General features: G+C 38.7%; 12 protein-coding genes. 8 read left to right on the forward strand and 4 right to left on the reverse strand.

What is annotated here, in order from left to right; all coding sequences use genetic code 11:
* The first annotated feature begins 45 nt into the window (after window positions 1-45).
* The 5 genes from B9T28_RS02415 to aroE all read left to right on the forward strand — a co-directional run bounded on the left by B9T28_RS02415 (window position 46) and on the right by aroE (window position 3,836).
* Entirely contained in the window at window positions 46-561 is a 516-nt protein-coding gene (locus tag B9T28_RS02415) for a hypothetical protein (protein WP_086202350.1), read from the forward strand.
* Between the two features lie 146 nt (window positions 562-707).
* Window positions 708-1,310: a GTP cyclohydrolase II gene (gene ribA / locus B9T28_RS02420; protein WP_171263426.1), complete on the forward strand. Its 603-nt coding sequence runs from the start codon at window positions 708-710 to the stop codon at window positions 1,308-1,310.
* 146 nt (window positions 1,311-1,456) lie between these two features.
* The gene (hemF, locus tag B9T28_RS02425) at window positions 1,457-2,398 is read left to right on the forward strand and encodes an oxygen-dependent coproporphyrinogen oxidase (RefSeq protein ID WP_086202352.1); all 942 of its coding nucleotides are present in this window, start codon (window positions 1,457-1,459) and stop codon (window positions 2,396-2,398) included.
* 318 nt (window positions 2,399-2,716) lie between these two features.
* Complete coding sequence (locus B9T28_RS02430; RefSeq protein WP_252053405.1) at window positions 2,717-2,911, forward strand: hypothetical protein; 195 nt, start codon at window positions 2,717-2,719, stop codon at window positions 2,909-2,911.
* A 136-nt stretch (window positions 2,912-3,047) separates the two neighbouring features.
* Window positions 3,048-3,836 (forward strand): shikimate dehydrogenase, encoded by a 789-nt coding sequence (aroE, locus tag B9T28_RS02435; RefSeq protein WP_086202354.1) that lies wholly within the window; start codon window positions 3,048-3,050, stop codon window positions 3,834-3,836.
* Window positions 3,837-3,892: 56 nt separating this feature from the next.
* Here the strand turns inward: aroE and B9T28_RS02440 are convergent, their stop codons facing one another.
* Entirely contained in the window at window positions 3,893-6,151 is a 2,259-nt protein-coding gene (locus B9T28_RS02440) for a hypothetical protein (protein WP_171263427.1), read from the reverse strand.
* Between the two features lie 326 nt (window positions 6,152-6,477).
* On the opposite strand from B9T28_RS02440, the gene B9T28_RS02445 reads away from it, so the two are divergent.
* Window positions 6,478-8,301 carry an acyl-CoA dehydrogenase C-terminal domain-containing protein gene (locus B9T28_RS02445; RefSeq protein ID WP_086202356.1) on the forward strand — a complete coding sequence of 608 codons (1,824 nt, stop codon included), beginning with the start codon at window positions 6,478-6,480 and terminating at the stop codon, window positions 8,299-8,301.
* Between the two features lie 453 nt (window positions 8,302-8,754).
* Here the strand turns inward: B9T28_RS02445 and B9T28_RS02455 are convergent, their stop codons facing one another.
* Window positions 8,755-9,213 (reverse strand): hypothetical protein, encoded by a 459-nt coding sequence (locus tag B9T28_RS02455; RefSeq protein ID WP_252053408.1) that lies wholly within the window; start codon window positions 9,211-9,213, stop codon window positions 8,755-8,757.
* Window positions 9,214-9,325: 112 nt separating this feature from the next.
* Window positions 9,326-10,480 carry a radical SAM family heme chaperone HemW gene (gene hemW / locus B9T28_RS02460; RefSeq protein ID WP_086202561.1) on the reverse strand — a complete coding sequence of 385 codons (1,155 nt, stop codon included), beginning with the start codon at window positions 10,478-10,480 and terminating at the stop codon, window positions 9,326-9,328.
* A 118-nt stretch (window positions 10,481-10,598) separates the two neighbouring features.
* On the opposite strand from hemW, the gene B9T28_RS02465 reads away from it, so the two are divergent.
* Both B9T28_RS02465 and B9T28_RS02470 read left to right on the forward strand, forming a co-directional pair.
* Window positions 10,599-11,060, forward strand: a complete 462-nt coding sequence (locus tag B9T28_RS02465; RefSeq protein WP_086202358.1) for a DMT family transporter — start codon at window positions 10,599-10,601, stop codon at window positions 11,058-11,060.
* Window positions 11,061-11,094: 34 nt separating this feature from the next.
* Entirely contained in the window at window positions 11,095-12,450 is a 1,356-nt protein-coding gene (locus tag B9T28_RS02470; RefSeq protein WP_086202359.1) for an MATE family efflux transporter, read from the forward strand.
* Between the two features lie 63 nt (window positions 12,451-12,513).
* Here the strand turns inward: B9T28_RS02470 and B9T28_RS02475 are convergent, their stop codons facing one another.
* Window positions 12,514-12,723 (reverse strand): DUF1737 domain-containing protein, encoded by a 210-nt coding sequence (locus B9T28_RS02475; RefSeq protein WP_086202562.1) that lies wholly within the window; start codon window positions 12,721-12,723, stop codon window positions 12,514-12,516.
* Window positions 12,724-12,833 lie beyond the last annotated feature (110 nt).

Consider the following 12,833-nt stretch of genomic DNA (forward strand, 5'->3'; position numbering starts at 1 on the left):
CATAAGGTCTACAATAAAAGCAGAATATCAAAAAGGAGAATAACAATGATCACAACACATGATTCGACTTGGACAATATCATCTCGAAAAAATATTGTTGCAGTACTGGTGACCAGTCAAATCGCAGGCTTAATTATGGCGGTGGTTGTGATGTTGGTGTTTACCTTATTTTTAGGTAAAGGACCTCTGTATCCAGTACAGGTGATTGGTTCGACCATCTTTGGTGAAAGTGCTTTACACGGTTTCAATTTAGCTGCTTTTATCGCAGGATTATTACTCCATCAATCAGTTGCACTGGTTTGGGGAGGTGTTTTTGCACTAGCAGCCAACACATTAAAAGTCACAACAGTACAAGCTTCCATTGGACTAGGATTAATTGTTGCTATATTCAGTATGATTGATTCTTATGTATTCGTTCCTGCTGTGATGAATGCCTTACATGGCGTTGATATTTGGCATCGAGAAGTGCCTATGTTCTGGAATTGGGCAGCCCACATGGTGTTTGGCTTGTCTTTTGGACTATATCCAAAACTCAAAGCTATGTTGACGTCAGTCAATTAACTTTTATCTCTCATCCACTTATTTAGATTTTAATCAAGTATGTGTAGAATCCATATAGGTTCAGTCAAATGAGGATGCTGCTGATATGGCATCCTCGAATCCATTGCTTTTAGCGATTCACTCATTTTTCAATGGAGTCAGCCAGCGTGCCCATCCAGTTTGTAGCCACTTCAAAATTACCAACCGCACATGGTGAATTCGATATTTCCGTGTTTCAAGATCCGCAAACAGGTGAAGAGCATGTTGCGTTATCAAAAGGACTCAGTAGTGCTCCAACGGGTCCTGTGTTGATTCGCATCCATTCAGAATGTTTGACGGGTGATGCCTTTGGTTCATTAAAATGTGATTGCGGTCCACAACTACATAACACTATGCAAATGATTAATACTGCTGGACAAGGCGTTATTTTATATTTACGTCAAGAAGGTCGTGGCATTGGCTTAACCAATAAAATTCGCGCCTATGCGCTACAAGATCAAGGGCATGATACTGTGGATGCCAATTTACTGCTGAACTTACCTGCTGATGCTCGAAAATACGACATGTGTAACATCATGCTCGATCAGCTTCAAATTAAACAGGTCAAGCTGATTACCAATAATCCGCTAAAACTTAAAGCCCTCACCGATCAAGGGATTGAGGTAGTTGAGCGTATTGCACTTACCGTCGGTTTAAATAAATTTAATGAAGACTATTTAAAGACCAAACATGACCGAATGTCACATATGTATAATAAAGATGACTTTTAAGACTTGCTTTTAAAAATTAAATATTACGCCTATATGAGGGATTTTGAATAAAAAACTCAAAAATCCCTTATTTTTTTTATGGTTTTGTGTTTTGATGTAATGAGTCCTTGAATTTTCACCTTTAAACCTTTCATATGAGGGTCATCATGCAGAATCCAACTTCAGCTGATATTCAACGCGTTCGTGAATTTCTCCTCGATTTACAAGCTCGTATTTGTGCCAGTTTAGAACAACAAGAACATGCAGGCGGTGGAACTGCAACATTCGAAATTGATGATTGGCAACGCCCTGAAGGTGGTGGTGGTCGTTCAAGAGTTTTGCAGAATGGTCAGGTCATTGAAAAAGGTGGTGTGATGTTCTCGCACATCAATATTTCAAAATTACCTGCTTCTGCCACTGAGCGTCATCCACAAATTGCAGGTGCCAAAGCACAAGCTCTTGGCGTATCTTTAGTGATTCATCCTAAAAATCCGAATGTACCAACATCGCATGCCAATGTGCGTTTATTTGTCGCAGAACCTGAAGGACAAGATCCAATTTGGTGGTTTGGTGGTGGTTTTGACCTCACTCCATTTTATCCAAATGATGAAGATATTTTATCATGGCATCAAAAAGCCCATGATTTGTGCGCACCCTTTGGTGACACCGTTTATAGCGAACATAAGCAATGGTGTGATGATTATTTCTACCTAAAACATCGTGATGAACAACGTGGTGTGGGTGGTTTGTTTTTTGATGATTTAAATCAATGGGATTTTGAAACCTGCTTTAAATATATCCAAGCTGTCGCTAATGGCTATCTAGAGGCAATCTTACCGATCTTTCAAAACAACCAAGATAAACCATATACCGAAGCGCAACGAGATTTCCAAATTTATCGCCGTGGTCGCTATGTAGAATATAATTTAGTCTATGACCGCGGTACTTTATTTGGTTTGCAAACAGGTGGACGAATTGAATCCATTTTGGTGAGTTTACCCAATTTAGCTGGTTGGTTGTATCGTCCTGAATGGGATGAGCATAGCCCTGAAAAACGCCTTGCAGATTATTACTTAAAACCACGTGACTGGTTAAAAGAACTTAAATAACCTTTAAAGCATCGCTCTAATTGTATTGAATAAATCAAAATTAGAGCGATTTTATTATTTGATACGCTCATTCTTTTTTATTGAACAAAAAACTGACTAAGCTACCTTTTAATTATGGCATGCCCTTCAAACTTAGAAATGATTACTCACAATTCAACGACCAACTTTCTGCAATTAAATATCTTTATTATTTAGACCTGTTTAAACTGCAATCACACATCGCATTTAAGATTAATATTTCGTGATAGGGCGTACTCCGCACTATCATTAAACTATGCTCAGTTCAATCAGCGATCGGGATTAGTTATGTTTAGCCTTATGATGAATCACAAAATTAAATTATCCTTTACAATGTTACTACTCATTGTATGTTCGATTGCTGTCACCATTTTTTCCAACAACACCCTCTCAGACAGCGTATCAATTATATCAGGCGTACTCCTTAGTCTAGGTCTTGTGGTCATGATGGCATTTATTACACTTGAAGCACTTGAAGCAATCTGTAATCCATAAGTTTTAACTCTATTTAGTTCCAAAGTTTTTTCTGCTTCCCTCCTTTCTATTCTACAGTTTCAATCTGAATCTTTTGCACCCAATCCTTTTGACGTATATTGTTGCTCATTCAAATTCAATATACGGACATTTTGACATGAGCAAGCAATTTGCTGTGATTGGTAACCCCATTGAGCACTCACGTTCTCCTGAATTACATCAAGCTTTTGCCAAAAAGATGGGTATTGAGCTAAATTATGTCAAACGCTTAGCACCACTGGATGGTTTTGAAGCAAGTGTGCAGGATTTTTTTGCTCAAAATGGTACTGGGATGAATGTCACTGTTCCTTTTAAAGAGCAAGCTTTCACCTTGTGTACGGAACTAAGTGAACGTGCGAAAATTGCAAAAGCTGTTAATACACTATGGATGCAAAATGGCAAATTACATGGTGACAATACCGATGGACAAGGCTTAGTCGAAGCGATTCAAGCTTTGGATTGGAATTTATCCAACGCGACCTTATTGATTATTGGTGCTGGCGGTGCAACCCGTGGAGTAATTTACCCCTTAGTCAAAGCGGGAGTAAAAAAAATTGTCATTGCTAATCGCACCTTAATCCGTGCAGAACAATTAGTTGCTGACTTACAGAATTCTGTTCCTGAAGCTGAGCTTTCCGCATGTAGCTTAGAACAATTGCAAGGTAATTTTGACATTGTCATCAATGCGACCTCGGCGAGTCTTTCTGGCGATGCATTGGTTTTGCCCGAAGCATTACAATTTAACCATGCCTATGAAATGGCCTATGACAAACCCTCTAGTTTCTTAGATCAAGCCAAAGCACGCCACGTTCCAACTTCTGAAGGTTTCGGTATGTTGGTTGGGCAAGCCATTGAAGCTTTTTATCTTTGGAATGGTGTTAAGCCCAATTTAAAAGATTTTATCTAAAAATAAAAAAACCTCATTTGAGGTTTTTTTATTTAAGACAGATATATTTTCATATCTTATTTTTTAAAGGATTTTTGTACTTTTTCGTAAGTTGTTCGATATAAATCATAATCAATATATTCCAAACTATCTTGATCGAGCTTCTCTACAGATTTTTGCGAAAGTTTGTTATTTCTAGAGTCATCAAAGGCCTGTGCCAAAATTTTCGCAGTCGCTGTTAAGCATGCCTTTTCTTGGGCATCTAGGTCTTCAGCTTTCTGAAATTGCTCAGCATAATAATGTTCAAAAATAGTTTTGGGCGTTTTATATTGCTGAATAAATTTATTCCACGCTTGGCGATCTTGGGTTGCATTCATCACTTTTAAAACAACGCTATAAACATCATCGCCCACGCGATCATCAAATTGTTCACTCAACTCAAGATGATGTTTTTTCGCCAATTGCTCCAATTCAACCAATTCTTTGCCTTGTGGATTAAATATACTTTCACCCGCATAACCATACGCATACACACGGGCAATTTCATTCAATTCTGCAACTGAATAAGACTTCACAATTTCAGGTTGTTCAGCAGTGAGTTTCATAATAAAAACCGCTTGATAGGTTTTCATATATGATTTTGATGTGTCATAAACCTGTACCCCCAATTGTTCTAATTGATCCTCTAAAGACAATTGCTGAGATACTTGCGTAGATTTTGATAAGTCTTGATCTGAAACACCAAATGACTTACTCATACCTTTAATCATATTTTCGAACATCGAGCCTTTGCTGATCTCTTCAATCGACTTCGCATTTTTTAACTCACTCGGATTAATCGGCATCGCACTGCCATAATTGAACGCATTAAGATCCGCTTTAAATTTAAAGCGGCCAAAGCCATCAACCCAATAAGCTAAATCATAATCTACTTTTACCGCCCGACCTTTTTGATCTAAGCCAACATCGACCACAAACGGATTCTGTTGTTGAGGCTTTTTCAATACTTTACGAATCTCAGTCTGATGTTTTGCCCAAAGTAGTTTGAATGCTTGTGCATCTTTAAATTCTGGAGTCGCATATTGTTCGAAAAGACGATCTAACTCAGACGCTTCAGCAGAAAAAATCGCTGGTTTTTCGAATGACTTCGCTTTGGGATTTAACCTATTCAATAAATCAACATCATATTCAGCCTGACAATAGGTAATATCACCCATCATGGCTTTCGTACCTTGCTCCATTAGAGTTTCACATTGTGCACGACTAAGATAATTCTCTTCGGAAGCTTTGCTTACCTCTGCGACAGACTCCACATCTCCTTGTGAAACCTCAGCAGCATCTACAGCTTCAGCTGATGCAACTGCATAATCTGTTTCATCAGATGCCTCTGTTGTTGAACGTGATACTTGCGCATTGACCAACTTATAAAGTTTTTGGCTGGAACGATAGGCATCTGCTGCTTCTGCACTCATCTTAGAAGTCGCGTAATCATCTTCCCCGTCATTTTGAATAACACTGCGCTCTACCTGTGCATCAACAGTTTTAGCATCCACTTTTGCCATATCTGTTGTGGTGAGACCTAAAACAGATTGGGTAAAATAGCTGCGGTTAACTTTGTCAAATAAGCGCATTTGCATAATCATTTCTTCTAAAGACATATTTAGACGAATTTTTTCAACTACACCTTGAGCCTTATCTTGTGATGTTAATGCAATCGTTTCAACATCTTTCGGATTCGCCAGTGAATATTGTAATTTGGTGGTTTGTTTTAAATAATCTGCCAATTTTTTTACATCGACACGATTAATTTCAGCTTTATATTTTGAAAAATCAATAAAGGAAAAATTACTTTGATTCTCTGAATTGACCAAATATGGCATTAAGGCAAAATAATTGGTGTAAAACTTATAATTTTGAAAATCAACAATCATCGGTACTTTGGCTTGCACCAATAAAGTCGGCTTTTCGTATTTAGCCGTTAAATTTAAAGCCGCCATCTTTTGCTTATAATGCACGGAACCATCATAACTAAACTGCAAAGAATCGAATAAATTAATGGCAAAATCTGCAAAAGCCTTGGATTTATTTGAACGATAAGCAGTATCTTCTTTATGCGCGATTGCATGATACAAATCTTGTTTTTGCTGTGCTGTTAGGTGAATTTTTTGTGCGCGCAAATAGTCATTTACTTGTTTTTCTAAACGCGCATCAAGGGATTGATTTTGAGCTTTCGGCTGGTCTTTTTCAAATCCAAGTTTAAAATGACCATTAAAATTATAACTTGGATAGTCATACATCGCATTTAAGCCTTTTGCAGCGCGCTGATCGAGGCTCACAGTACTATTTTGATTGGATTTTATGACATGAGTTGAACATGCTGAAAGACTCAGCCCGAATAGACATAAACTTAAATATTTTAAATGCATAATATTCTGATAACACCTTATTTATTTATAATTTCAAATGAAAGTAAAAATTTACTCAATACAAAAAATCTTTTAAATACTATCAAAAAACAACCAATACAGCTTATATTTTTTCTTTAAAATTCGCCTTTCTGACATTTTTTTCAGTTGCTGTTATCAATGTATTTATATCTCTAAAAATGAATAATTCAGACATAGATTGAAAATCAAAAATTATTTTTAAATTAGGATGACACATGCCTGCATATAAAGCCCCATTACGTGATATTCGTTTCTTAATGAACGAAGTTTTAGACTATCCTGCACACTATAAGACGTTATCCATTGGTGAAAATGCAGATGCAGATACAGTTGATATGATCTTAGAAGGTGCAGCAGATTTTTGTGAAAATGTGCTTTCACCTTTAAACCAATCGGGTGATGAAGAAGGCTGTCACTTTGATAACGGTGAAGTGACTACACCAAAAGGTTTTAAAGCAGCCTATGACCAGTTTGTACAAGGTGGCTGGCAAGGTCTGTCTTATCCAGAAGAGTTCGGTGGTCAAGGCTTACCAATGTCTTTAAATCTGGTTAAATCTGAAATGATGGGTACGGCTAACTGGTCGTTCACCATGTACCCAGGTTTAAGCATGGGTTGCATGAATACCATTATGCAATTTGGTACAGAAGAGCAAAAAAATACCTATATGCCACACCTCGTTGCGGGTACTTGGTCGGGCACCATGTGTTTAACTGAACCACAATGTGGTACCGACTTAGGTCAAGTGAAGTCAAAAGCTGAACCTCAAGCGGATGGTACTTATAAAATTACGGGTACCAAAATTTTCATCTCTGCAGGTGAACATGACTTAACCGAAAATATCATTCATATCGTCCTTGCTCGCCTTCCAGATGCACCTGCAGGTACTCGCGGTATTTCATTGTTTATTGTACCAAAGTTCCTTCCAACTGCGGACGGCGGTGTCGGTGAACGTAATCCTGTAAGCTGTGGTTCAATTGAACACAAAATGGGAATTCGTGCGTCAGCAACTGCTGTTTTAAACTTTGATGAAGCAACAGGTTACCTGATTGGTGAAGTAAACAAAGGCTTACATGCGATGTTTACTTTCATGAATACCGCACGTATTGGTACGGCGGTTCAAGGTTTGGCACATGCAGAATTGTCATTCCAAGGTGCATTACCGTATGCCAAAGACCGTATGTCTATGCGTGCCCTTTCTGGTAAAAAAGATACCGATAAAGTTGCCGATGCAATTATTCATCATGCTGATGTACGTCGTATGCTCTTAACCCAAAAAGCGATTGCTGAAGGTGGTCGTTCAATGATTTATCATGCAGCACAGCTTGCAGATAAAATGACCGATGCTTTGGCTCAAGGTAACCAAGCAAAGTTTGATGAATATGATGACAAACTTGGTTTCTATACCCCAATTTTAAAAGGTTTCTTAACTGAATTAGGTTTAGAAGCATCTAATTTAGGTATGCAAGTATTTGGCGGTCATGGCTATATTAAAGAACATGGCATGGAACAAATTGCACGTGATGCACGTATTTCGACGCTTTATGAAGGAACCACGGGCATTCAAGCACTCGATTTAATTGGTCGTAAAGTTTTATTATCTTCTAAAGGTAAAGTGATTCGTGACTATACTGCTGAAATCTTAAAATTCTGTGCCCAACATGCGACCAATAAATATATGCGTCGTTTTGCATGGGACTTAACCAAGATCTGTGCACAGTGGAATGCTTTAACTGTACGTATTATGTTGGCTGCACGTAAAGACCGCGACATCGTTTCTTCTGCTTCTGTCGATTTCTTGATGTTCTCGGGTTATGCCATGATGGCATTTTATTGGGCGCAACAAGCAGCTGTCGCATCTGAAAAATTAGCATCAGGTACTGGTGCTGAAGTTCCTGAGTTCTATAAAGCAAAAATTAAACTTGCTGATTTCTACTTTGAACAATTGTTACCACGTACTCAAGGTCATGCCGAGTCAATGGTGAATCCATCGAAAACAATGATGTCTTTAGATGCTGAACATTTTAGTTTTGATTACTAATCCTTAAAATTTTAAATATATAAAAAAGAGTGCTAAGACGCTCTTTTTTATTCTTTGAATAAAATCAACCCAAAGTGGTCTGTTATGAAATTGGATTATTCAGACCACTTCATATTTAAATATATAGTACTTTTTTAGTGAAGTAAGATAATATCTTATTACTTAGATTCGATAAGGAATACTGAAATGATGAAGTTTTTAAAACAGAAGAACAAAACAAGTTTTGTATTCTTCATCATGATATTTTATTCAATTATCGGAATCGGTTTAGGCTATCTTATTGCTGAGTATGTTTTATAAAAACTCAGGTTGAGTAACTCTATTTTAGCTTTCATTGCAAAGTAGAACAGAGCGCTGAGGCGCTCTTTGGTTTATTTCTATAAATACTTTTACCTAATCAAAGAAATATAAAAACTAGATGTAGGAAACCCCGTATTCACATTAGAACCAAACTTATTTTTCTTGAGCCGCAGCCTGTTTTACGGTTTTAATTAACGTCAACTTGCCCTTTTCCAATACATAAAAACGAACAGTTAAGCTGTCCACCTCATAATTATAGTTCGTGTGTTCTTCCTGAGTCACCAGCAATCGACTGCGGGGATTTGTTGCGACAACATCTTCTGCATTTCCCTCACCACCAAAACCACCCTGTAGCAACTTCCCTGTGCGCTTACTCACAAAAGAATACATACGACAACTCGCACCACACCCCCACATGGTTGTGACATACTCACCTGCGAAATCAGCTTTTTGTTGTAATGCTTCATTTAAGCGGGTGCGAAACATTCGAGCACTGGAATCTGAAATATCTAATTTCGCTGTTATACCCGCATAAACAGATTTGACTGGATAATCGCTAAATTGAGGTACTATATTTTTCGCATTAGTGAGAGGTATTATTGTTGTCGTCATTATTACAAATAAGATCTTAATAAGTAGTTTATTCATGATGATATCCAAACATTTTTATTCATAATTTATCTAAATATCATCATAGCAAAAGCACATATTACTCACATCATACTTACAGAAACTCTTCCAACACCGAATTTAAAAACACATGCCCTTGCTCGGTACATGCAATTCGAGTTTTATCGTCAACCATCAGCTTTCGTGCACGTAAAGAACTTAAAAGTTCGTCCAAGCCAGCTAAACTCAAACCTGTCCGTTCTGCATACAGTTTCGCGTCAACGCCTTGGTTTAAACGTAGTGCATTCATCATAAACTCAAATGGCATCTCGTCATCTTCAATGCGCTTAAACTGTAAATTTCCCGCAGGAACTTTGGCTAAATAGTCTTTCGGTAAACGGGTTTTTTGAAAACGATACACGCCATCAGGCTGCGTTACTTTACCGTGTGCACCCGCTCCAATCGCTAAATAATCGCCAAACTGCCAGTAATTCAAATTATGTGTGGATGGTTTTTCTTTACGCCATGCCGACACTTCATAATTGACAAAACCATGGGCTGTTAAATAGGCTTCACCCTGTGCTTGAATCTCTTCCAACACATCATCCACAGGTAAAACAGGCTGAGTTCTAAAGAACACCGTATTTGGTTCTATGGTCAATTGATACCACGACACATGCGTTGCACCATTTTCCACAGCCAGTTTTAAATCATACAGCGCTTGCTCTAAAGTCTGCTCAGGTAAGCCATGCATCAAATCAACATTCACCCGTTCAAAGCCAGCCTCTTTAGCTAAATGAATGGCATTAACGGCATCATCATTACTATGGATACGCCCTAATTTTTTTAGATGATCAGTATTAAAGCTTTGCACCCCAATGGATAGACGATTAATCCCTGCATCCAAATAACCTGCAAAAGGGTCGTGTTCAACCGTTCCAGGATTGGCTTCTAAAGTGATTTCACAACCGGCTTCAAAAGGAATAATCTGCTTAAGTTGTGCAAACAACCACACATAACCTTTGGCCGAAATAAGCGATGGCGTCCCTCCTCCAATGAAGACACTGTGAATGTGACGACCTTGAGCAAAATCAATCTGCGTTTTAAAGTCTTCTACCAAAGCCTGCAAATACTCCTGCTCTAAGTCAAGCGACAACTTTCCATCGGGCACAGCGTGTGAATTAAAATCACAATAAGGACACTTACGCACACACCACGGCATATGAATATATAAAGACAATGGAATATTTTGAGGATTTAAATCAGCCAAGGAACAAGCTCGAACAAAGGAATAGCTTATTTTAACATGACTTAAAGAGTACAATTCATTCATCTCATGCAATTGCATTGGACTATTTTCATTCAAAAAAGGTAAAGTTGAATTTCACATGATCAAAATATCCAGTCATTTACTGCTTTTACTGACCCTAGCCATGGGGATTGGCATTGTGATGACTTTTCAAACCGCTCTCAATTCGCAGTTACGTGAATATTTGCATTCTCCAATGCAAGCGGCTCTCATCTCTTTTTTTGTTGGTACAATGACACTTGCGATTGTGGTGTTCTTTCATCCCGCACCTAAACCTACTTTACATAGCCTCACCCTCATCCCTTGGTATCTGTGGATCGGTGGATGCTTAGGTGTATATGCCATTAGCGTGAGTATTTTTACTGCACCTAAACTCGGTTTTCTGACCTTCTCTGGATTGATCATTTTTGGACAAATTATTATGTCGATGATTTTAGATCAGTTCGGCTGGCTTGGCGTTGAAAAAACCGCGATTTCATGGCAACGCCTTATAGGTGCGATGGTTATTTTTTCAGGGGTTCTGTTAACCCTGCAACGCTAAATTCATATTTATACATTCCCAAACGAGTACTTTTGTGTCCAATGTTACGACGATCACCACTCGCTTTGAGCTAAAGCGGCTTTTCCATCTCATGATTCCCATCCTCATCACGCAGTTTGCCCAAGCAGGTTTTGGTCTGATTGATACCATTATGGCGGGGCATTTATCTGCACAAGATCTTGCTGCTATTGCGGTCGGTGTCGGTTTATGGATTCCCATCATGTTGCTGTTTAGTGGCATCATGATTGCAACCACACCCTTAGTTGCCGAAGCCAATGGTGCACGTACCCCTGAAAAAATTCCATCGATTGTGCGTCAATCACTTTGGGTCGCCTTGGTACTGGGAATCATCGCAATGCTGCTTTTACAGACCATGCCTTTGCTACTGCCGATTTTAGGTGTTCCTGAAAACTTATTGCCTAAAGCCAGTTTATTCCTACATGCAATCGGTTTTGGCATGCCAGCAGTCACCATGTATGCAGCATTAAGAGGCTATTCCGAAGCCTTAGGTCATCCACGTCCGGTGACTGCAATCAGCTTGATCGCTCTAGTGGTGTTAATTCCGTTAAACTTTACTTTTATGTATGGTATTGGCCCAATACCGCATTTAGGCAGTGCAGGCTCTGGTTTTGCCACTGCTATTTTACAATGGTTAATGTTCATCACCCTCGCCACCTATATTCTAAAAGCACCGCGCTATCAAAAAACCCAACCGTTTGTGGTTTGGGAAAAACTCAATGCCTATTGGATTAAACGTATTTTAAAACTCGGTCTGCCTATTGGCTTGGCTATTTTCTTTGAAGTCAGTATTTTCAGTACCGCAGCAATTGTTTTAAGCCCTTTGGGTGACACCATTATCGCAGCGCATCAAATTGCGATTTCAGTCACTTCGCAATTATTTATGATTCCGATGTCACTGGCGATTGCGCTTACCATTCGGGTTGGAACCTATTATGGTGAAAATAATTGGCTGGCCATGCGCAAAGTACAGCATATCGGTTTAGCCACTGGAACCGTGTTTGCGTTCATCACTATGGCATTAATGTGGTTGTTCCGCGCTGAAATTGTCGCCATTTATACTTCAGATTATGAAGTGGCCAAAGTGGCGATGTATCTCATTTTATTTGCGATTGCTTACCAACTCATGGATGCATGGCAAGTCAGTGCTGCGGGCTGTTTACGCGGCATGCAAGATACTAAAGGTCCAATGTGGATTACCATGATTGCGTATTGGATCATTGCTTTTCCAGTCGGGATTTATCTGGCACGTTTTACCGAAATGGGTGCAGCAGGGGTTTGGGTTGGTTTAATTGTCGGTCTAAGTGTGGCATGTGTCTTATTACTAACACGTTTATATATGAATAATAAAAGATTAAGCCTGAATATTTAGTTCCTCTTCCTCTCTCTTTATAACCCTCCTTTTCGAAGGAGGGTTTTTCAACTTAGGTGATAATTATTGTTGAACAATAGCATCTCTCAATCGCTGCGGTATTTCTGACTCATCTTGAATATCTTTTATCACAGCCTGTCCAACAATGACATCTACCCCATTAAAGGTCATCGTCGGTGAACCATACAACTCATAACCCTCATTCAGTGCCTTGGTCACGCGCGCACAAAATTGCACATCATCTTGACCAGTTAAATAGCGATATACTTTCATAACAACTTTCTGCATCACAAATTTAGACAGCAATTTTACTTGTTTTAAACGTCAATGGGTTTTATCCCGCATGAACAATCCGATTTAATTATTAAACATTTTAAAATATT

The sequence above is a fragment of the Acinetobacter silvestris genome (genome assembly GCF_002135235.1).
In the GTDB taxonomy this organism is placed as follows: domain Bacteria; phylum Pseudomonadota; class Gammaproteobacteria; order Pseudomonadales; family Moraxellaceae; genus Acinetobacter; species Acinetobacter silvestris.